The following is a 19,340-nucleotide window of genomic DNA, read 5'->3' as shown; positions in this document are numbered from 1 at the left end:
GGATCAGCCCTGCAGCTTCTCGACGGCGGCGATCAGCTGGCCAACCGTCTCGATCTCGGCTTGCATGTTCATGCTGATGATGATGTCGAACGTGTCCTCGACCTCGGCAACGAAATCCATCACCGTCAGGCTGTCCCATTCAAGGTCGCCGGCAAAGGTCGTGGCGTCGGTCAGTTCGACGCCCTTCTTGTTGAAGGGGGCGATCAGCCCGAAAATCTGGTCGGTGAGGGCGGTGCTCATGGGATGCGTCCTATTAAGGAATAAAGTTGCGCGCGGGCATGCCGCGAAGGCTCCCGATTGGCAAGCGAATGCGGCGGGAACAGGGCAGCATCTTGCCGCTGGCGGGACTTCGTGGCATCCCCGTGACGGGTCGCTCGTAGAGTATCGGGCAGGGGCAGCTTGGCATGGACAGCGCAGATTCAAAGGCATCGGCTGAAAGGCCGGCGATTTCCTTCCCGCCGAATGCGGTGCACCTCGTGCGCACCAATCAGCAGATCACGATGCAGTTGTCGCAGATGGCCGACCAGAAGGCTTCGATCCTGATGGGCGCGACCTTCGTCGTCTTCACGCTCGCGATCGGGCAGGCGCGCGCCGGGGGCGGCGCGCTTGCGATGCCGCTCGCGATCCTTGCGACCTTCTCCTTCCTGTCGGCGCTGCTCGCGGTGTCGGCGGTGTTGCCGCGCGTCGGGAAGGCGCCGCCCGTCGTTTACAAGGACGGCAAGGACCACAGCAATATCCTGTTCTTCGGCCGCTTCGCACAGATGGACGAGGACGAGTTTATCGATGCGGTCAAAACCCGGCTGCGCACCGAAGAGGATCTCTACGAAACGATGCTGCGCGACACCTATCAGAACGGGGTCGTTCTCGCGCGGCGCAAATATCGCTATCTCGCCTATGCGTATCGCCTGTTCGTGGTTGGGCTGACGCTGACCTTTATCGTGTTCGGAGTTGAGATGGCGATGCTCTGGGGCAAATAGACCCGCCGCGCTGTTGCCTTTCTGCCACCCCTGCCGAGAAATGCCTCGCTGAGCCCCGCCCGCTATTGAACCCCCGGACCCCCGCGCCTATCCGGGCCGGCTATGTTGCAGCAGGCTGCCCCTCTGACCGCAGAAACGCCGCAGGGTCTGCGTACGGAATTCCGTGCGACGCTCGCGCTTGCGGCGCCGCTTGCAGCCGCGAACCTGCTCCAGATGCTCGTCCACGCGATCGACGTGATTTTCGTGGCGCGGCTCGGCGACGCGGCGCTCGCCGCCTCCTCGCTCGGCGTCGCGATCTTCGGCCTTCTCTTGTGGACCGGATCGGGGCTCGTCGGCGCATCGGCGCCGCTGATCGCCGCGGAACTCGGTCGCCGCAAACATGCGGTGCGCGAGGTGCGGCGGACCGTGCGGATGGCATTGTGGCTCAGCGCGCTGGTTTCGGTCGTCTTCATGGGCATATGCGCTGCAGGCGGACCGATCATGCTCGCAACCGGGCAACCGGCGGAAACATCGGCGCGCGCCGCCAGCTTCCTGCTGATCCTGATGTGGGGCCTGTTCCCGATGATCGCCGCGGCGGTGCTGCGTATTTTCGTTTCGGCGCTCGGCCGACCGACGATCGCGACCGCGATCACCTTCGGCGCGCTGTTCGTCAACGCGCTCGGCAACTGGACGCTGGTGTTCGGGCATCTCGGCATGCCCGCGCTCGGCCTGCATGGCTCGGCGATTTCCAGCGTGATGACCAGCGTGCTGATGCTCGCCGCTTATGTCGTCGTCATCCAGACCGACCGGCGGCTGCGGCGCTATCGCCTGTTCGGCAATTGGTGGCGCAGCGAATGGTCGCGCTTTTTCGATATGCTGCGCATCGGCACGCCGATCAGCCTGACCATTTTGGCCGAGGCGGGGCTGTTCACCGGCGCCGCTTTCCTGATGGGCCGGATCGGTGAGGCGGAGCTTGCCGGGCACACGATCGCGCTGCAGGTCGCGGCGCTCGCCTTCCAGATCCCGTTCGGCGTCGCGCAGGCGGCGACGATCCGGGTCGGTCTCGCCTATGGCGCCCGCGATCACCGTGGCATCACCTACGCAGGGCAGGCATCGCTGATCCTCGGCATCGGCTTCATGGCCTTTACCGCGCTGCTGATGTGGTTGTTCCCTCATCTCGTCCTGTCGATCTATGTCGATGTCGATGACGCCAAAAATGCGGCGCTCGTCGGCTTTGCGCTTCAGTTTCTTGTCGTCGCGGCCGCGTTCCAGCTCTTCGACGGGGCACAGGCCGTTGCGGCGGGCGTGTTGCGCGGGCTGCAGGACACCCGCATCCCGATGATCATAGCGATCTGCGGATACTGGATCGCCGGTTACGGCACCGCCATATATCTCGGCTTCTGGACGCCGCTTGCTGGAGTCGGCGTGTGGATCGGCCTTGCGGTTGGCTTGATCGTCGTCTCGGCAATACTCCTGCTCCGCTGGCGGATGCGCGCCCGTCTCGGCCTTCTTCCGGCCTGACGCAAAAACTTCGCAAGAATCTTGTAGCGCGGCGCTTGACGCCTATCTGACTCCCACCCATATGGCCGACTGTTAGCACTCGCGCCCTGTGAGTGCTAAACGACATCATTTCCATCTCTGGAGGGATTTCCATGCAATTTCGCCCGCTGCACGACCGCGTGCTTGTTCGCCGTATCGAAGCCGAAGAAAAGACGGCTGGCGGCATCATCATCCCCGACACCGCCAAGGAAAAGCCGCAGGAAGGCGAAGTCGTCTCGGTCGGCACCGGCACCCGCGCCGATGACGGCAAGGTGACCCCGCTCGACGTCAAGGCTGGCGATCGTATCCTGTTCGGCAAATGGTCGGGCACCGAAGTCAAGGTCGACGGCGAAGAGCTGCTGATCATGAAGGAATCGGACATCCTCGGCGTCATCGCTTGAGGCTGCTCTTCCGCCCCGGCGGAAATATGATTTCAGTGTGAAGTTACGCAGTTTTCTGCGATTTTTTGAAGGAAGCAATCATGGCTGCCAAGGACGTTAAATTTTCGCGCGACGCGCGCGAGCGCATCCTGAAGGGCGTCGACATTCTCGCCGACGCCGTCAAGGTCACTCTCGGCCCCAAGGGCCGCAACGTCGTGATCGACAAGAGCTTCGGTGCGCCCCGCATCACCAAGGACGGCGTCAGCGTCGCCAAGGAAATCGAACTCAAGGACAAGTTCGAAAACATGGGCGCGCAGATGCTGCGCGAAGTCGCCTCGAAGGCGAACGACAAGGCCGGCGACGGCACCACCACCGCGACCGTTCTCGCCCAGGCGATCGTGCGCGAAGGCATGAAGTCGGTTGCCGCCGGCATGAACCCGATGGACCTGAAGCGCGGTATCGACCTCGCGGTCACCAAGGTCGTCGAAGACCTCAAGGGCCGTTCGACCCCGGTCGCCGGCACCTCGGAAATCGCGCAGGTCGGCATCATCTCGGCCAACGGTGACACCGAAGTCGGCGAGAAGATCGCCGAAGCGATGGAAAAGGTCGGCAAGGAAGGCGTAATCACCGTCGAGGAAGCCAAGGGTCTCGAGTTCGAACTCGACGTCGTCGAAGGCATGCAGTTCGACCGTGGCTACCTGAGCCCCTACTTCATCACCAACCCGGAAAAGATGATCGTCGAACTCGCCGATCCTTACATCCTGATCTTCGAAAAGAAGCTGTCGAACCTCCAGTCGATGCTTCCGATCCTCGAAGCCGTTGTGCAGTCGGGCCGTCCGCTCCTGATCATCGCCGAGGACATCGAAGGCGAAGCGCTCGCAACGCTCGTCGTCAACCGTCTGCGCGGCGGTCTGAAGGTCGCAGCCGTCAAGGCACCGGGCTTCGGCGATCGCCGCAAGGCGATGCTGCAGGACATCGCGATCCTCACTGCCGGCGAAATGATCAGCGAAGACCTGGGCATCAAGCTCGAGTCGGTCACGCTGAATATGCTCGGCCAGGCCAAGCGCGTCACGATCGACAAGGACAACACCACCATCGTCGATGGTGCTGGCGACCATGATGCGATCAAGGGCCGCGTCGAACAGATCCGTGCGCAGATCGAAACCACGACCAGCGACTATGACCGTGAAAAGCTGCAGGAACGTCTGGCGAAGCTCGCCGGCGGTGTTGCCGTGATCAAGGTCGGCGGTGCGACCGAAGTCGAAGTGAAGGAGCGCAAGGACCGCGTCGACGACGCGCTGCACGCAACCCGCGCTGCGGTCGAAGAAGGCATCGTCCCCGGTGGCGGTACGGCTCTGCTGTACGCGACCAAGGCTCTCGACGGCCTGAAGGGCGCCAACGACGACCAGACCCGCGGTATCGACATCGTCCGCAAGGCGATCGAAGCGCCGCTGCGTCAGATCGCGGCCAACGCCGGCCACGACGGTGCGGTTGTCGCCGGCAACCTGCTGCGTGAAAACAACCAGGATCAGGGCTTCAACGCCGCGACCGACGTTTATGAAAACCTGAAGGCCGCTGGCGTCATCGACCCGACCAAGGTCGTGCGCACCGCGCTTCAGGACGCCGCGTCGGTTTCGGGTCTGCTGATCACCACCGAAGCTGCCGTCAGCGAGCTGCCGGAAGACAAGCCGGCGATGCCGATGGGCGGCGGCGGCATGGGCGGTATGGGCGGCATGGACTTTTAAGTCCGTACCGTTCGGCGCTCAGCCAACGAGAAACGGGGCCGGGGGAGCAATCCTCCGGCCCTTTTCTTTGGCGACGAAATGGGGTGGACGGGACATTGCCAGTTAAGGCGATGCGGCATAGCTAGGGGTGGTGATGATGTTCGCCTTCGCCTTCGCGCTGTTCGCCGACCCCGTGGTCGCCACCACGCCTGCGACCCCGCCGCCGATCGAGCGCTGCGGCTACCGGATCGTCCAGAGCTATCCGCACGATGCCACCAGCTTCACCCAGGGTCTCTTCTGGCATGAGGGGCATTTGTACGAAGCCACGGGCCAATATGGCCGGTCACGCGTCGCCCGTCTCGATCTCAAGACGGGAAAGGCGCTTGCGCAGACCAGGCTGCCATCCGATCAGTTCGGCGAGGGCATTACGCGCTGGGGCGACCAGATCATCGGCGTGACCTGGCAAGGCGGCGTTGGCAATCGCTGGTCGATCAAGGATCTGAAACCCGTCGGCACCTTCAAATATAAGGGTGAAGGCTGGGGCCTGACGATGGTCGAAGACAGTCTGGTGCTGAGTGACGGTACGACCGAACTGCGTTTCTTCGACCCCGCGACGATGAAGGAGCAGAAGCGCGTCACGGTGCGCTTCGGCGGCCGGCCGATCGCGATGCTCAACGAACTCGAGACGATCGACGGGCAGATCTGGGCGAATGTCTGGATGACCGATTTCATTGTCCGCATCGATCCCGCGACCGGCAATGTCGTCTCGCTCGTCGACCTCTCGACGCTAAAGGTCGATGCCGGCGCGAGCGGCACCGACGACGTCCTCAACGGTATCGCCTGGGATGCGAAGAAAAAGCGCCTGTTCGTCACCGGCAAGAACTGGCCCAAACTCTACGAAATCGCGCTCGCGGACTGCCGCTAGCGGGCGAGCGCCTGCTCCATTCGCGCTGCCGCGGCATCATAGACCCGGGCTTTCAACCCCGCGGTGACCGCTTCGGGCGTCCGGTCGGGATGACCGCCGGCGAAGGGCGGGGCGGGGTCATATTCAATCGCGAGCTGGATCATCTGCGCGACCGCGTCGCCCTTCAGCCGCGCGATCAACGTCAGTGCGAAATCAAGCCCGGAGGTCACGCCGCCGGCCGTCACGACATTTCCGTCCTCGACCACCCGCGCATTTTCGTGGCGCGCGCCCACGAGCGGGAGCAAATGGGTATAGCCCCAGTGCGTCGTTGCGCGCTTGTCCGCGAGCAGCCCCGCGCGGCCAAGCAGGAAGGCTCCGGTGCACACGCTCGTAACCCACTGCGCGCCCGCCGCTTGCCGCGCGATGAAATCGATCGTCGCCCCATCGCTCAGGGCATCGGTAACGCCGTGCCCGCCCGGCACGCAGAGAATGTCGGCTTGCGGCGCTGTCGCAAAATCATGCGTCGGCATGATAGAAAAGCCGCTGTCAGTGACAATCGGATCGAGGCTTGCCGCGACACCGGCCAGCACTGCTCCCGGCATTCGGGACAGCGCTTGCGCCGGTGCGGTGAAGTCGAGTTGCGTGATGCCGGGGAAGAGCAGGAAAACGATCGTCGTTGCGGATGGATCGGTCATAAGGATGTCCTTGCGCTTGCAGTGGATCACCCAGGCGCGCGGCTCGCGTGGATCCACCGGATCGGCCTCGCTCCCCGATGGGACTCCATCTTCAGCGCCAGTCGCAAGGCAGGCCGGGTTTAACTCCTGCTCGCGCGACGGGGAAGGTGCTATTTATCCCCTTTCGCCGTGTCGGCGGCGGGGCGCACCTCCTTGGTGTTCGGCATCCTGTCGCGGCTTTCAAGCATCTCGGCGGCATCGTCGAGCGCTTTGGCTTCGCTGACGGTGACGCCACCGGGGCCCGGTTCGTTGTCGGTGCGGCTGCACCCCCCACTCAGCAGCAGGACGGCGAGCGCAACGCTGGTCCGGATATTGGCCATCATGATGTGCTCCCACGAAAAAGGGCCCCATCCGTATTGGATGGAGCCCTTCTAACAGCCCGAAGGCGTGCCGACGACTTACTTCTTGTCGTTGGCTTCGGCCTTCTTGGTTTCTTCGGCGATCTTGTCGCCGGCCTTGGCGGCGGCGTCGCCAGCGGCATTCACGGTGCCTTCGACGGCGTTGCCGGCGTTCTTGGCGGCATCGGCGGTCGCATCGGCGGCTTCGCCGGCTGCTGCTGCGGTCGCGTCGGCGGCGCCAGCGGCTGCATCGGCCGCGGCATCGCCAGCGGCGGCGGCGTCATCGGCGGCCGAGGTGGCGGTTTCCGAAGCGGCGTCCTGCGTCTTTTCCGAGCAGGCGGCGAGGCTGAAGGCCGCAGCGGCCATCGATGCGATGATGATCTTACGCATGGGTAATTCCTTTCGAATGTAACGGCCGTGTGAAGGGCCATTGGAGCTGAGAGTTAACGAGGGATCAGATCCTTTGCAACCGCGCTGCTTGATACCTGTCCCGGAAGAAAAAGGGGCCGCCGGCGAACCGGCGACCCCTCCTTGTTTCGGCCCAAAAGCCAGAAAGAAGCTTACTTCTTTGCTTCTTCCATCGCGCCCTTGGCGGCGTCGGCAGCTTCCTTGGCGGCGCCGGCAGCTTCGGTCGCCTTGTCGGCAGCCTTGGCAGCGTCGCCCGAGGCAGCAGCGTCGCCAGCGGCGTCGGCAGCAGCGCCGGCTTCGCCAGCGGCAGCGGCGGTCGCGTCGGCGGCGCCTTCAGCTGCTTCCATCGCGCCATCAGCAGCGCCTTCGACGGTTGCCGCTGCGTCTTCGGTTGCAGCAGCCGTGTCGTCGGCAGCCTTGTCGGCGCAAGCAGCGAGGCTCATCGAGGCGGCGAGGACGAGCGACAGAGTGATCGATTTCTTCATGTGGGAATACCCCTCTCGGTTTGAACTGACCGATCGGCACAGGAACGGATCGATCCCGAATATTGCCAATCGCGCGCAGAATTACTCCCTCGCGGAATCGCGCGCAACGTCATTTTTGAGACAATTCGTCTGTTTCGTCGTAATTCGGTTCCGATCAACGGACGCACGGCGGAAATTGCGGCACAGCCCTGGTTGACCGGATATAAAGAAAGCTTTATATGTTGATTTGTGAGCGAGCTGATCGATATTTTCCGCGCCTTCGCGGACCCGACCCGTCTGCGAGTCGTCGCACTTTTGCGCGAGATGGAGCTTGCGATCGGCGAATTGGCAGTCGTGCTGGACCAAAGCCAGCCCCGTGTGTCGCGTCATGTGCGCATCCTTGTGGAGGCGGGAATCGTCGAGCGGCGACGCGAAGGCAGTTGGGTATTTCTCCGCATAGCTGAGAGCGAACCCGTTGCCGGGGTTATCGGACAGGCAGAAAAATGGCCCTTTTCGCCGCGTGAGATGAGAGTAATTGTACATGACGCGCGGCGGCTGGCGGCCGTGCGTGATGAACGCGCCGCAGCGGCCGAACGCTATTTCGCGGAACATGCCGTCGAATGGGACGCAATCCGCTCGCGCCACGTCGCAGAAAGCGAAGTCGAGGCCGCGATGCTGGCGATGATGCACAACCGCCGGCTCGGCCATCTGCTCGATATCGGCACCGGCACCGGCCGTATGGCGGAAATTTTCGCGCCGACCGCGCGTCGCATTACCGCGCTGGATCGCAGCCCCGAAATGCTGCGGATCGCGCGTGCCAAGCTGGAGGGGCAGCCTGTTCCCGTCGATCTGCTGCAAGGCGATTTCCTGAATCTGCCGGTCGCCGATGCAAGCATCGACAGCATCGTCATTCATCAGGCCCTGCATTTTGCGCACGAGCCAGACCGCGTGATCGCCGAAGCGAGCCGCGTGCTGCGTGGTGGCGGTCATCTGCTCGTCGTCGACTTTGCGCCGCATGAGGATGAGGAATTGCGTAGCCTCGCTGCGCATGCCCGCCTCGGTTTTTCGGATGCGCAAATTCGCGGCTGGTTCGCTTCGGCGGGGCTCCTCCTTGAAGCCATCCAAACGCTCGAAGGCGGGGAACTGGCCGTGAAGCTTTGGCTCGGCCGCCGTCGCAGCGACGAAGATCAACCTCCCGTCAGCGAAGGCGGGCAAAGCAAAAGGCTTGCGGCATGACGTCGAATTTGAACTCGCTGGCGGAAGCGCGCCGCGCTGCGGCTACGCCGCTGTTCGCCAATCTCGAAGGCGACATCGGCGTCAGCTTCGAGTTTTTTCCGCCCAAGACCGAGAAGATGGAAGCGCAGCTGTGGGATGCATTTCGGACGCTCGAACCGCTGGCTCCGAGCTTTGTGTCGGTCACCTATGGCGCTGGCGGGTCGACCCGCGAACGCACCCATGCGACCGTCGCGCGCATCGCTGTCGAAAGCAAGGTGCCGCCTGCAGCGCACCTGACCTGCGTCGAGGCTTCACGCGCCGAGATCGACGAAGTGGCACAGGCCTATTGGGCGGCGGGCGTGCGCCACATCGTCGCGTTGCGCGGCGACGTGCCGGGTGGTGAGCCCTATCGGGCGCACCCGGACGGCTATGCCAACGCGGTCGAATTGGTTGCGGGATTGAAGGCTGTCGCACCGTTCGACATTTCGGTCGCTGCCTATCCTGAAGTGCATCCCGACGCATCGTGCGCGGAAGGCGATCTCGACAATCTGAAGCGCAAACTCGACGCGGGTGCAACGCGCGCGATCACCCAGTTTTTCTTCTCTCCCGAGGCATTCCTGCGCTTCCGCGACGCGGCGGCGGCGGCGGGGATCGATGCGCCTATCATTCCCGGCATCCTGCCGGTATCGAACGTGTCGCAGACGCGGCGCATGGCCGACATGTGCGGCACCGCGATCCCGTCGTGGATGGTCTCGTTGTTCGACGGACTCGACGATCATCCCGCCGCGCGCCAACTGGTTGCAGCGACGATTGCAGCCGAGATGTGCCGCCGGCTCTATGCGGGCGGTGTCCGCGACTTCCACTTCTACACGCTCAATCGCGCCGAACTCAGCTATGCTATCTGCCATTTGCTGGGCCTGCGGCCGGTTGCGACCGAAAAGGATCAGGCAGCATGATCAGTGCACGCGAAGCTCTCGTCGCAGCTGCGAAGGAACGCATCCTGCTCACCGACGGCGGCTGGGGAACCCAGATCCAGCTCCGCAAGCTGACCGAGGCTTGCTATGCAGGAAATCTCGGACTGTCGCACGACCAGAAGGGCAACAACGACATTCTCGCGCTGACGCGGCCCGATGTCGTGACCGCGATCGGAGAGGCCTATCTGGCGGCCGGATCGGACATTGTGTCGACCAACACCTTCAGCGCGAACCGGATCAGTCAGGCCGATTATGGCGCCGAGGCGCTGGTCGCCGACATCAATATCGAAAGCGCGCGGCTGGGACGCGAGACGGCGGTGAAATATGAGGCGATCGACGGCCGCCGCCGTTTCGTTGCGGGCGCGGTCGGCCCGACGAACAAGACGCTGTCGCTGTCGCCCGACGTCAACAACCCGGGCTTTCGCGAGATCGACTTCGACGAGTTGAAGGATGTCTATCTCGAACAGGTCGTAGCGCTTGCCGACGGCGGCGCGGATTTTATCCTTATCGAGACGATCTTCGACACGCTCAACGCGAAGGCGGGAATCGCTGCGACGCTGGAAGCCGAGGCAAAGGTTGGACGCGAACTGCCGCTGATGATCTCGATGACGCTCACCGACCTGTCGGGCCGTAACCTTTCGGGGCACACGGTCGAGGCCTTCTGGTATGCGGTGCGTCACGCCAAACCGCTGACGATCGGGCTCAACTGCTCTTTCGGCGCGTCGCAGCTCCGTCCGCATGTGAAGGTTTTGTCCGAACTCGCCGATGCGCTCGTGATGGTTTATCCGAATGCCGGTCTGCCTAATGAACTCGGCGAGTATGACGAACTGCCCGAAACGACGGCAGAACTCGTGCGCGAATGGGCCGAGCATGGGCAGGTCAACATCCTTGGCGGCTGTTGCGGTTCGACGCCGGCGCATATCGCCGCGATGGCGAAGGCGGTCGCAGGACTTCCCGCGCGTCCAATTCCGGACGTGCCGGTGCGCACGCGGCTTGCGGGGCTTGAGCCCTTTACCATGGCGGCGTGAACCGATGCCCGACAATCCGACATGGACGATCCGGGAAGCCGGAGCCGATGATGCGTCGGGGCTCGCGTTGATCGGTGCCGCGACCTTTCTGGAAACCTTCGCCGGCATTCTCGATGGCGATGCGATCGTCGGCCACTGCGCCGCGCAGCATAATGAAGCCGCCTACCGTGCCTATCTCGCCGATGGTGGGCGGGCGTGGCTGGCAGAGGTGCATCCAGGCGGTGCGCCGGTTGGTTTCGCCCTTGTCGGCAAGCCCGATCTCGCCGCGGCGCTTGATGGCGATATCGAACTCAAGCGTATCTATTCGCTCTCGCGCTTCCATGGCAGCGGCCTCGGTGCGGCGTTGATGACATGCGCGCTGGAGGCCGCGAACGGCTATCGGCGCCTGTTGCTCGGCGTCTACGCCGGTAACCGGCGCGCGCTCGCTTTCTATCGCAAACAGGGGTTCGCCGATCTTGGCACGCGCCAGTTCGATGTCGGCGGCAAACTCTACGACGATCTCGTTCTCGCACGGCCGCTTGCCGCCTAATATTGAAGTTCAGGATTATCCGATGACCACCGCCGCCTCCTCCAGTTTCGTCAATATCGGCGAGCGCACCAACGTCACCGGATCGGCGGCGTTCAAGAAGCTGATCCTCGCCGACGATTATACCGCGGCGGTCGAGGTCGCGCGCCAGCAGGTCGAGAATGGCGCGCAGGTCATCGACGTCAACATGGACGAGGGTCTGCTCGACGCCGAATATGCGATGACGACCTTCCTCAAGCTCATCGCCGCCGAGCCCGACATCGCGCGCATTCCCGTGATGATCGACAGCTCGAAATGGGACGTGATCGAGGCGGGGCTGAAATGCGTGCCCGGCAAGCCGATCGTCAATTCGATCAGCATGAAGGAAGGCGAGGAGCTTTTTCTCGCGCATGCGCGTAAGTGCATGGCCTATGGCGCGGCGGTCGTTGTGATGGCGTTCGACGAAGTCGGGCAGGCCGACACCAAGGAGCGCAAGATCGAGATTTGCGAGCGCGCCTATAAATTGCTGATGACCATCGGCTTTCCACCCGAGGACATCATCTTCGATCCCAACGTCTTCGCGGTCGCGACGGGGCTCGAAGAGCATGACAATTATGCGGTCGACTTCATCGAGGCGGTGAAGGAAATCCGCGTCCGCTGTCCGCACGTCCATTTTTCCGGCGGCCTGTCGAACCTGTCTTTCGGTTTTCGCGGCAACGAGACCGTCCGTCGCGCGATGCACAGCGTCTTCCTTTATTATGCGATCCCCGCCGGACTCGACATGGCGATCGTCAACGCGGGGCAGCTCGATGTTTACGACACGATCGACCCCGAATTGCGGCAGGCGGTTGAGGATGTGGTGCTCAACCGCAAGGTCGAGGGCGAAGCCGAAAGCCCGACCGAAAGGCTGATCGCGCTCGCCGAACGCTATAAGGGCAGCAATCCCGCGCAGGAAAAGGCGGCCGAGGAATGGCGCGGCTGGGAGGTTGCGAAGCGGCTCGAACATGCACTGGTCAAGGGCATCGACGCCTATGTCGTCGACGATACCGAAGAAATGCGTCTGCTGATGCCGCGCCCGATCGAGGTGATCGAGGGGCCGCTGATGGACGGCATGAACGTCGTCGGCGACCTGTTCGGATCGGGCAAGATGTTCCTGCCGCAAGTGGTTAAATCGGCGCGCGTGATGAAGAAAGCGGTCGCGCACCTGCTGCCCTTTATCGAGGCGGCGAAGGAGCCGGGTGCGAAGGGCAAGGGCAAGGTCGTGATGGCGACCGTGAAGGGCGACGTCCACGATATCGGCAAGAATATCGTCGGCGTCGTGCTCCAGTGCAACGGCTTCGAGATCGTCGATCTCGGCGTGATGGTGCCCTGGTCAAAGATCCTCGAGGCAGCGAACGAGAATGACGCCGACATGATCGGCCTCTCGGGCCTTATCACGCCTTCGCTCGACGAGATGGTGACGGTTGCCGAGGAAATGCAGCGCGCGGGCATGAAGATGCCGCTACTGATCGGCGGCGCGACGACGTCGAAGGTCCACACGGCGCTTCGTATCGATCCCGCCTATCAGGGGCCGGTTCTTCACGTCCTCGACGCGAGCCGCGCGGTCGGCGTTGCGACGTCGCTGGTCAGCGACACCGGACGCGACGCCTATGTGCAGGGTTATAAGGATGATTACGCCCATGTTCGCGATGTGCGCGCGGGCAAGGGGCAGAGCGTGCTCCACACCCTCGAAGAAGCGCGCGCCAATTATTACGACGCATATTTGAGCGACAAGCCCGCGCCGCCGCTCCAGCCCGGACTGCACCGGTTCGACGACTGGTCGCTCGAAGATTTGCGCGAATGCATTGACTGGACGCCTTTCTTTCGCGCGTGGGAATTGCACGGTACCTATCCGTCGATCCTTGAAGACGAAGTGGTTGGAGAAACGGCGCAAGCGCTCAAGGCCGACGCCGACGCGATGCTCGACAGGCTGATCGCCGAGAAGTGGCTGACCGCGCGCGGCGTCTGCGCTTTCTGGCCCTGCGCCCGCGACGGCGACAGCGTGACCATCCATCTCGCCGAGGAGGAGCGTCATGTGACGCTTCCGTTCCTTCGGCAGCAGATCAAGAAGAGCCGCGACCGCGCCAATATGTGCCTCGCCGACTTCATCGATCCGGCGGGCGACTGGATGGGCGGCTTCGCCGTCGGCATCCACGGCATCGAGCCACACTCGGAACGCTTCCGCGCCGATAAGGACGACTATTCGGACATATTGCTGAAGGCGCTCGCCGATCGTTTTGCCGAGGCCTTTGCCGAGCGGCTGCACCAACATGTCCGCACGACCTTGTGGGGTTATGCGCCAGGCGAGCAGCTCACCAATGAGGCGCTGATCAAGGAAGAATATCGCGGCATCCGCCCGGCGCCCGGCTATCCCGCCTGTCCCGATCACAGCCTGAAGCCGATCCTGTTCGATCTCCTGCAGGCGGGCGAAAATGCCGGGCTGGTGCTGACCGAGAGCTTTGCGATGCTGCCGACGGCGGCGGTGAGCGGCTTCTATTTCGGGCATCCCGAAAGCCAGTATTTCGGTGTCGCGCGGATCGGGAGCGATCAGCTCCAAGATTATGCGCAGCGGCGCGGGGTCGATATCGAAACCGCGACACGCTGGCTGCGCCCGAACCTCGATTAACCTGCATCGGCACGCCTGTCCGATAAGGGGACAGGCGCGTGATTAACCAGCTTCGCGAACGACGGACGTAACAAAAGTCGCTATGGGCGGCGCATGTTCAAGGCAATTCTCCGTCGGCCGCTGTTGCCGCTGCTCGCCCTTCCGCTGCTTCTAGTGTCGGTGCCGTTGCCCGCGCAGACCGGCGCGGGGCCCTACAGCGTCGATGGCCGGTCGTTCGGCCGCTTGCAGGAGGCGGTAGACGCCATCGGTGACGGTGAGGGGACGATCACCGTTTCGCCCGGCTATCATCGCGACTGTGCGGTGCAGACGGCGGGCCGCATCGCCTTCGTCGCCGCCGAACCTGGCCGCGCGATCTTCGACGGCGTGACGTGCGAGGGCAAGGCGACGCTCGTGCTTCGCGGAAACGGAGCGCGCGTCGACGGAATCGTTTTCCAGAATTTGCGCGTGCCCGACGGCAATGGCGCCGGCATTCGCCTCGAACGCAGCGACCTTGAGATCGTCAACAGCATGTTCCGCAACAGCGAAGAGGGCATTCTCACGGGCGACGATGCGGCGGCGACCTTGACCATCACCCGCTCGACCTTTTCGCGGCTCGGCCGTTGCGACCGCGGACTCAGCTGTGCGCACAGCGTCTATACCGGCGCCTATGGCCGCGTGATCGTCACCAACACGCGTTTCGAAAAGGGCAGCGGCGGCCATTATCTCAAGACGCGTTCGCCGCAAGTGGAGATCAGCAATAATAGCTTCGACGATACGCAGGGTAAGACGACCAATTATCTGATCGATCTGCCTGCGGGGTCGGTCGGCCGCGTTACCAACAATCTGATGATTCAGGGGCGCAACAAGGAAAATTACGGGGCGCTGATCGCGGTCGCTGCTGAGGCGCGCGACAATCCGTCGCGCGGGCTGGTGATCACCGGCAACCGCGCCAGCGTGCCGCAAGACATGGGCCGAAAGACGATCTTTGTCGCCGACTGGAGCGGCGAGCCGCTTGCGATCGGACCGAATGAGCTTGGGCCGGGACTGACGCGCTTCGAAAAAATCGCGAACTAGGCCTCGCCGCGCGTTTCGATGAGCGATGCGGCGAGCGCCTCGGCGGGCGATTTGCCGCCCCACAGCACGAACTGGAACACAGGGTAAAAGCGCTCGCACTCGTCGATCGCGCTTTCGATCAGTGTTTCGGTCATGTCGAGCGGCAACGACGCGTCGGCGCCGAGCAGCATGCCGTGACGGAACAGGATCGTGCCGCTGTTCGACCACAGCTCGAAATGCCCGAGCCACAATTGCTCGTTGATCAGCGCGAGCGCCTCGTGCGCAACGACGCGCTTGTCTTCGACGACGCGAATGTCGGGAAAGGCGAGCAACTGGATCACGCCGTCGTCGGCGCGCCACACGGCGCGCAGTTCATAGGTCGTCCAGCTGCCCTGCGCGGTGGCGACGATCTCATCCTCGCCGACCATCTCGTGCGGCCAGTCATGCGCGGCGAAATAGGACGCCAGCATTTCCATCGGTGCTGCGTCCTGGCCGTCATCGTCGTCGTAAATATCGTCACTCATGCGCGCGCCTTAGCCCGGATGGTGCGATGACGCGAGTCCGCGTCCCGTGCCATCCGGGGAATATACTGTGCATAAACTGCCAAAAGCGCGCTGTGCGCCTCAGCTCTTGGGCTTGCGCGCCACCGGCTTGGCAGCGGCAGGCTTTGCCGCGGCTTTCGGCGCCGCCGCAGCCTTGGGAGCCGTGGCGGGTTTCGTCACGCCTTCCAGCTTGTCGAGACGCGCCTTCAGCGCTTCGGCTTCGGCACGCGCCGTGGCGGCCATTTTCTTCACCGCCTCGAATTCTTCGCGGCTGACGAAATCCATGCGGCCAACCCATTCCTTGGCGCGGTCGCGCATCGCGGATTCGGCTTCGCGCCCGGCACCGGCGACGGTTCCGGCAATGCCGTTCACCATCTTGGCGAGGTCGTCGAAAAAGCGGTTTTCGCTCTGCATGTCTCAAATTCCTTCGTGGGGTCTGTCCCCTTGCCATCACCTTATTTGGGTGCTCGCGGCGGCGGGGACAAGGGTTTCGGCATCGGGATTGCGCTGATCGATCTGGAAATTCAGGATCGCGGCAAAGCTCAACCAGATCATGTAGGGGACGAGGAGCCACGCCGCGGCCTTGCGGATCGGCGCAAAGGCAAAGGTGGTCGCGATCGTCACCATCAGGATGAAGATGATCACATAAAGTGCAGTCGTCACCTGATGCTGTCCGAAAAACAGCGGCGACCAGGCAAAATTAGCGAGAAGCTGGACGAAGAAGAGCAGCAGCGCAAAACCGCGCCCCTTGGCGCCGCGCGCATGCAGGATCATCGCGAGCGACAGGCCGAGGCAGATGTAGAGGATCGGCCACACAGTGCCGAACACCCAGCCGGGCGGCGTGATCGGCGGCAGGTCGAGCGAGGCGAACCAGCGATTGCCATAACCGCTGTTCGACAGCAGCCCCGACAGGCTGCCCGCAAGCACGATCGCCGGCACAGTCACGAGCGCCCAGCGCAGATAGGACATGCGAAGCTGCCCAGCCGTTGCGATTTCGGTCATGCCCGCATTACCCCCCACACGCGAATCCGTTGCATTTGTGTCGCGATTGTGCGGCGCAGCGTCAAGCGGTTCGGTTCACCGCAGCGATCAGAAATTCGACATTTCCTTCGGGGCCCGTGATCGGGCTTTCGACGAGGTCGACGACCTCCCAGCCTGCGCCGGTCAGCCAGCTGCGCACTTCGGCGCAAACGCGCGCATGCACCGCGGCATCGCGGACGACACCCTTCTTGCCGACCTCGTGGCGTTCGGCCTCGAACTGCGGTTTGATCAACGCGACCATGCGCGCGCCGTCCTTCGCGAAGGACATCGGCACCGGCAGAACCTTCGACAGCGCGATAAAGCTTGCGTCGCAAACGATCAGGTCGATCGGCTCGGGGATGTGCGCCGGCGTCAGAATGCGCGCGCTTGTTTGCTCGTGGACGACCACACGCTCGTCCTGCCGCAGCTTCCACGCGAGCTGGTTGGTGCCCGAATCCACCGCATAGACGCGCGCCGCGCCGCGGCTGAGCAGCACATCGGTGAACCCGCCCGTCGACGATCCGACGTCGATCGCGACCGCTCCGGCAACGTCCCAGCCCAAGTGCGTCAGTGCATGGTCGAGCTTGACCCCGCCGCGTGACACCCACGGATGGTCGCGACCTTTTACGCTGATCTCGGCATCCGCCGCGACTTGCTGCCCCGCCTTGTCGATCTTGCGATCGCCGACAAAGGCGAGCCCCGCAAGGATCAGCGCCTGCGCGCGCGTCCGGCTTTCGGCAAGGCCGCGGTCGACGAGCAACTGATCGGCGCGCTGCTTCGCCATCAGGGCTTTGCCTTTTCGGTGAGCAGGCCGGGCGTCAGGATTTGTGGCAATATTTCGGGCTTCGCGGCGCCTGGGGCATACCAGAGGTAGAGCGGCACGCTGTTCCGCCCATGCTCGGCCAGCGTGCGCGTGATGGCGGGATCGCCGTTCGTCCAGTCGCCGACGAGTGTGACGACCCCCGCCTTGTCGAATGCCTTTTGGACGGTTTCGCGGTTGATCGCACCCGCCTCATTCGCCTTGCAAGACAGGCACCAGTCGGCGGTGAAATAGACGAAAACGGGCTTGCCCGTGGCGCGCGCCCTGGCCAGCGCATCGGCCGAGAAGGTTGATCCGGCGCCTTCGGCGGTACGTTCGGCCTCGGCGACTTCGGTTACCGTGCCCGCGAGGCTTACAAGCAACAGCAACCCCGAGGCGACAAGCAGCCATGATCGCCGGTCGCCGCGCTGGATTGAGCCATAATGGGTGAGCAGTACCAGCGCCATCGCGACGGCAAGGGTCGGCCACATCAACTGCTCACCACTGCCGAGCTGTCGCCACAGAAGCCATGCCAGTGCGAGCGTGGTGAGCCCCATCGGCAACGCCATCCATTTGCGGAAGCGGTCCATCCACGGCCCCGGCTTCGGCAGTCGGTTGCGCAGCGCGGGCACAAAGCCGATTGCCAGGAAGGGCAGGGCGAGGCCCAGGCCGAGCCCGCCAAAGATCGGCAGCGCCGCCCATGCCGGAAGGACCAGCGTCGCGCCGAGCGCGGCGCCGAGCAGCGGTCCGCTGCACGGCGTCGCGACGAAAGCCGCGAGCGCACCGGTCCAGAAGCCGCCCGCCGCGCCGCTCTTCGCGGCCAGCGCCTGCCCGCCGCCGAATGACGGCAGCTCATAATATCCGAGCAGGTTCAAAGTGATCGCCAGCGAGAGGATCAATAGCGCGAGTACGCTCACCGGATGCTGCAGCTGGAAGGCCCAGCCGACCTGCTCGCCCGCAGCACGGAGCGCGAGCAGCGCGCCGCCGAGGAGCAGCGCGGTGACGATGGCGCCGGCGGTATAGGCTAGCGCCTCGACCTTGGCGCTTCGTGCATCGCCGCCCGAGCGCGCGAGGCTGAGCGCCTTGAGACTCAAGATCGGAAAGACGCAGGGCATCAGGTTGAGGACCAGCCCGCCAAGGATGGCGCCGCCGAGCGCGGTCCAGAACAGGCCCATATCGATGCCGTCGGCTTTCCCGGCGATCACCTCGCCGGTGGCGGGGACTGCGCCGGGTTCCAGCGTCAGCGACAATCCGCGCCCGCCGCCGAGCTTCAGCAGCGCCGCGACCGGCCCGGCCTTCTCGCCCTTCGAGCGCGTTTCGACGATGATGTGGTCGCCATTGCGACTGAAGCTTTGCGGAGCGGCATAGTCGATGACATCCTGCGTCTCGACGAACAGGTGCGGCGCGTCGATCGTGGTGCTTGCGGGGAGGGGGATGGCAAAGCGCACCATATCGCCTTTGCGCTCCCAGGTGCCGTGGCGATCGAGCGGCTGGGGCAGCAAAGCGCGCCAGCTGTCGAAGCGGGTACGCTCCGCAGGCGCGATCTTGCCGTCACCCGCTTTCAGCGCGACCGAAATCACTGCTTTTTCAGGCACGCACACCTTGTCGGTGCACGCGAGCCAGTTCGCGACGCCCGACAATGTCAGGTCGGTCCCCGGCGCGACGCTCTTGTCGACCCGCACCTCGGCAAGCAGCGCATAAGGATGTTCATAGACATGGTTCATCATGCCGAAGAGGATCAGCGCGTCGGGCACCGGATAGTGAAAAGGCGCGATCGTGACGCCCTCGGGCGCGTTCCATTCGACCGACAGGCCGAAACCCGCGTCACCGCCATTGATCCAATAGCCGTGCCAGGTCTTTTCGGGCGCCATCGTCAGCGCCAACGTCGTGCCGCTTCCGGGAGCGGGCGCCGCCGACTCGGCGACGAGTTTCGGCTGGATATGTGTCGATTGCGCGTGAGCGGGACTGATGGTGGCCAGAGTCAGGGCCAGCAAGGCCAGCAGCATCTGCCATGCGCGTGTCACAAAAGCCTCATTTGCCAAATTCATGCTCTGCCCGCGCCCGTTCATCGTTCGAAGGCTTGCCATATAGGCGGGTTTCGACGAGAGGACAG

At 63.7% G+C, this 19,340-nt stretch carries 21 protein-coding genes; 11 read left to right on the top strand and 10 right to left on the bottom strand.

Annotation, left to right across the window (positions count from 1 at the left end):
- Nucleotides 1–3: 3 nt before the first annotated feature.
- Complete coding sequence (locus BLW56_RS17085) at nt 4–240, bottom strand: acyl carrier protein (protein ID WP_093511957.1); 237 nt, start codon at nt 238–240, stop codon at nt 4–6.
- A 164-nt stretch (nt 241–404) separates the two neighbouring features.
- On the opposite strand from BLW56_RS17085, the gene BLW56_RS17080 reads away from it, so the two are divergent.
- From BLW56_RS17080 to BLW56_RS17060, 5 genes are all read left to right on the top strand, one after another.
- Complete coding sequence (locus BLW56_RS17080) at nt 405–977, top strand: Pycsar system effector family protein (protein ID WP_093511955.1); 573 nt, start codon at nt 405–407, stop codon at nt 975–977.
- A 102-nt stretch (nt 978–1,079) separates the two neighbouring features.
- Nucleotides 1,080–2,477 carry an MATE family efflux transporter gene (locus BLW56_RS17075; protein ID WP_093511953.1) on the top strand — a complete coding sequence of 466 codons (1,398 nt, stop codon included), beginning with the start codon at nt 1,080–1,082 and terminating at the stop codon, nt 2,475–2,477.
- Nucleotides 2,478–2,608: 131 nt separating this feature from the next.
- On the top strand, nt 2,609–2,896 hold the full coding sequence (gene groES, locus BLW56_RS17070) for a co-chaperone GroES (RefSeq protein ID WP_037514464.1): 288 nt from the start codon (nt 2,609–2,611) through the stop codon (nt 2,894–2,896).
- Between the two features lie 80 nt (nt 2,897–2,976).
- Nucleotides 2,977–4,620: a chaperonin GroEL gene (groL, locus tag BLW56_RS17065; protein WP_093511951.1), complete on the top strand. Its 1,644-nt coding sequence runs from the start codon at nt 2,977–2,979 to the stop codon at nt 4,618–4,620.
- A gap of 133 nt (nt 4,621–4,753) precedes the next feature.
- A complete protein-coding gene (locus BLW56_RS17060; RefSeq protein ID WP_256203614.1) occupies nt 4,754–5,524 on the top strand; it encodes a glutaminyl-peptide cyclotransferase in 771 nt (256 codons plus the stop codon).
- On the opposite strand, the gene BLW56_RS17055 is transcribed toward BLW56_RS17060, so the two are convergent.
- From BLW56_RS17055 to BLW56_RS17040, 4 genes are all read right to left on the bottom strand, one after another.
- Nucleotides 5,521–6,198 (bottom strand): DJ-1/PfpI family protein, encoded by a 678-nt coding sequence (locus tag BLW56_RS17055; protein WP_093512098.1) that lies wholly within the window; start codon nt 6,196–6,198, stop codon nt 5,521–5,523. The two genes, BLW56_RS17060 and BLW56_RS17055, sit on opposite strands and share 4 nt — an antisense overlap.
- A 149-nt stretch (nt 6,199–6,347) precedes the next feature.
- Nucleotides 6,348–6,560 carry a hypothetical protein gene (locus tag BLW56_RS17050; protein ID WP_256203601.1) on the bottom strand — a complete coding sequence of 71 codons (213 nt, stop codon included), beginning with the start codon at nt 6,558–6,560 and terminating at the stop codon, nt 6,348–6,350.
- Nucleotides 6,561–6,635: 75 nt separating this feature from the next.
- Complete coding sequence (locus BLW56_RS17045) at nt 6,636–6,965, bottom strand: entericidin EcnAB (RefSeq protein ID WP_093511949.1); 330 nt, start codon at nt 6,963–6,965, stop codon at nt 6,636–6,638.
- 170 nt (nt 6,966–7,135) lie between these two features.
- Nucleotides 7,136–7,468 carry a hypothetical protein gene (locus BLW56_RS17040; RefSeq protein ID WP_093511947.1) on the bottom strand — a complete coding sequence of 111 codons (333 nt, stop codon included), beginning with the start codon at nt 7,466–7,468 and terminating at the stop codon, nt 7,136–7,138.
- 228 nt (nt 7,469–7,696) lie between these two features.
- Here BLW56_RS17040 and BLW56_RS17035 point away from each other — a divergent pair, with 228 nt between their 5' ends.
- From BLW56_RS17035 to BLW56_RS17010, 6 genes are all read left to right on the top strand, one after another.
- On the top strand, nt 7,697–8,683 hold the full coding sequence (locus tag BLW56_RS17035; RefSeq protein WP_093511946.1) for an ArsR/SmtB family transcription factor: 987 nt from the start codon (nt 7,697–7,699) through the stop codon (nt 8,681–8,683).
- On the top strand, nt 8,680–9,618 hold the full coding sequence (gene metF / locus BLW56_RS17030; RefSeq protein ID WP_093511944.1) for a methylenetetrahydrofolate reductase: 939 nt from the start codon (nt 8,680–8,682) through the stop codon (nt 9,616–9,618). Before BLW56_RS17035 ends, metF begins: the two co-directional genes overlap by 4 nt.
- Nucleotides 9,615–10,664 carry a homocysteine S-methyltransferase family protein gene (locus tag BLW56_RS17025; RefSeq protein ID WP_177176004.1) on the top strand — a complete coding sequence of 350 codons (1,050 nt, stop codon included), beginning with the start codon at nt 9,615–9,617 and terminating at the stop codon, nt 10,662–10,664. The genes metF and BLW56_RS17025 overlap by 4 nt, the downstream gene beginning before the upstream one ends.
- A 4-nt stretch (nt 10,665–10,668) precedes the next feature.
- The gene (locus BLW56_RS17020) at nt 10,669–11,193 is read left to right on the top strand and encodes a GNAT family N-acetyltransferase (RefSeq protein WP_093511942.1); all 525 of its coding nucleotides are present in this window, start codon (nt 10,669–10,671) and stop codon (nt 11,191–11,193) included.
- A 22-nt stretch (nt 11,194–11,215) separates the two neighbouring features.
- Nucleotides 11,216–13,834 (top strand): methionine synthase, encoded by a 2,619-nt coding sequence (gene metH / locus BLW56_RS17015; protein ID WP_093511940.1) that lies wholly within the window; start codon nt 11,216–11,218, stop codon nt 13,832–13,834.
- 93 nt (nt 13,835–13,927) lie between these two features.
- Nucleotides 13,928–14,887, top strand: coding sequence for a right-handed parallel beta-helix repeat-containing protein (locus tag BLW56_RS17010; protein WP_093511938.1), 960 nt, complete (start codon nt 13,928–13,930; stop codon nt 14,885–14,887).
- Here BLW56_RS17010 and BLW56_RS17005 read toward each other — a convergent pair.
- From BLW56_RS17005 to BLW56_RS16985, 5 genes are all read right to left on the bottom strand, one after another.
- Nucleotides 14,884–15,390: a type III secretion system chaperone family protein gene (locus BLW56_RS17005; RefSeq protein ID WP_093511936.1), complete on the bottom strand. Its 507-nt coding sequence runs from the start codon at nt 15,388–15,390 to the stop codon at nt 14,884–14,886. The two genes, BLW56_RS17010 and BLW56_RS17005, sit on opposite strands and share 4 nt — an antisense overlap.
- A 99-nt stretch (nt 15,391–15,489) precedes the next feature.
- Nucleotides 15,490–15,822, bottom strand: coding sequence for an accessory factor UbiK family protein (locus BLW56_RS17000; protein WP_093511934.1), 333 nt, complete (start codon nt 15,820–15,822; stop codon nt 15,490–15,492).
- 36 nt (nt 15,823–15,858) lie between these two features.
- Entirely contained in the window at nt 15,859–16,410 is a 552-nt protein-coding gene (locus BLW56_RS16995; protein WP_093511932.1) for a TspO/MBR family protein, read from the bottom strand.
- 61 nt (nt 16,411–16,471) lie between these two features.
- On the bottom strand, nt 16,472–17,212 hold the full coding sequence (locus BLW56_RS16990) for a TlyA family RNA methyltransferase (RefSeq protein WP_093511930.1): 741 nt from the start codon (nt 17,210–17,212) through the stop codon (nt 16,472–16,474).
- The gene (locus tag BLW56_RS16985; protein WP_093512092.1) at nt 17,212–19,275 is read right to left on the bottom strand and encodes a protein-disulfide reductase DsbD family protein; all 2,064 of its coding nucleotides are present in this window, start codon (nt 19,273–19,275) and stop codon (nt 17,212–17,214) included. Before BLW56_RS16985 ends, BLW56_RS16990 begins: the two co-directional genes overlap by 1 nt.
- Between the last annotated feature and the right edge of the window lie 65 nt (nt 19,276–19,340).

Source organism: Sphingopyxis sp. YR583 (genome assembly GCF_900108295.1).
Taxonomy (GTDB): Bacteria; Pseudomonadota; Alphaproteobacteria; order Sphingomonadales; family Sphingomonadaceae; genus Sphingopyxis.
This window is presented reverse-complemented; position numbering and strand designations above follow the sequence as displayed.

Bases quoted from the DNA above. Each gene is read 5' to 3' on its own strand.
- BLW56_RS17075 (WP_093511953.1), top strand. From the start codon at position 1,080: ATGTTGCAGCAGGCTGCCCCTCTGACCGCAGAAACGCCGCAGGGTCTG.
- BLW56_RS16990 (WP_093511930.1), bottom strand. From the start codon at position 17,212: ATGGCGAAGCAGCGCGCCGATCAGTTGCTCGTCGACCGCGGCCTTGCC.
- groES (WP_037514464.1), top strand. From the start codon at position 2,609: ATGCAATTTCGCCCGCTGCACGACCGCGTGCTTGTTCGCCGTATCGAA.
- BLW56_RS17050 (WP_256203601.1), bottom strand. From the start codon at position 6,560: ATGATGGCCAATATCCGGACCAGCGTTGCGCTCGCCGTCCTGCTGCTG.
- BLW56_RS17045 (WP_093511949.1), bottom strand. From the start codon at position 6,965: ATGCGTAAGATCATCATCGCATCGATGGCCGCTGCGGCCTTCAGCCTC.
- metF (WP_093511944.1), top strand. From the start codon at position 8,680: ATGACGTCGAATTTGAACTCGCTGGCGGAAGCGCGCCGCGCTGCGGCT.
- BLW56_RS16995 (WP_093511932.1), bottom strand. From the start codon at position 16,410: ATGACCGAAATCGCAACGGCTGGGCAGCTTCGCATGTCCTATCTGCGC.
- BLW56_RS17020 (WP_093511942.1), top strand. From the start codon at position 10,669: ATGCCCGACAATCCGACATGGACGATCCGGGAAGCCGGAGCCGATGAT.
- BLW56_RS17085 (WP_093511957.1), bottom strand. From the start codon at position 240: ATGAGCACCGCCCTCACCGACCAGATTTTCGGGCTGATCGCCCCCTTC.
- BLW56_RS17080 (WP_093511955.1), top strand. From the start codon at position 405: ATGGACAGCGCAGATTCAAAGGCATCGGCTGAAAGGCCGGCGATTTCC.
- BLW56_RS17060 (WP_256203614.1), top strand. From the start codon at position 4,754: ATGATGTTCGCCTTCGCCTTCGCGCTGTTCGCCGACCCCGTGGTCGCC.
- BLW56_RS17055 (WP_093512098.1), bottom strand. From the start codon at position 6,198: ATGACCGATCCATCCGCAACGACGATCGTTTTCCTGCTCTTCCCCGGC.
- BLW56_RS17010 (WP_093511938.1), top strand. From the start codon at position 13,928: ATGTTCAAGGCAATTCTCCGTCGGCCGCTGTTGCCGCTGCTCGCCCTT.
- BLW56_RS17005 (WP_093511936.1), bottom strand. From the start codon at position 15,390: ATGAGTGACGATATTTACGACGACGATGACGGCCAGGACGCAGCACCG.
- groL (WP_093511951.1), top strand. From the start codon at position 2,977: ATGGCTGCCAAGGACGTTAAATTTTCGCGCGACGCGCGCGAGCGCATC.
- BLW56_RS17025 (WP_177176004.1), top strand. From the start codon at position 9,615: ATGATCAGTGCACGCGAAGCTCTCGTCGCAGCTGCGAAGGAACGCATC.
- BLW56_RS17040 (WP_093511947.1), bottom strand. From the start codon at position 7,468: ATGAAGAAATCGATCACTCTGTCGCTCGTCCTCGCCGCCTCGATGAGC.
- metH (WP_093511940.1), top strand. From the start codon at position 11,216: ATGACCACCGCCGCCTCCTCCAGTTTCGTCAATATCGGCGAGCGCACC.
- BLW56_RS16985 (WP_093512092.1), bottom strand. From the start codon at position 19,275: ATGAATTTGGCAAATGAGGCTTTTGTGACACGCGCATGGCAGATGCTG.
- BLW56_RS17000 (WP_093511934.1), bottom strand. From the start codon at position 15,822: ATGCAGAGCGAAAACCGCTTTTTCGACGACCTCGCCAAGATGGTGAAC.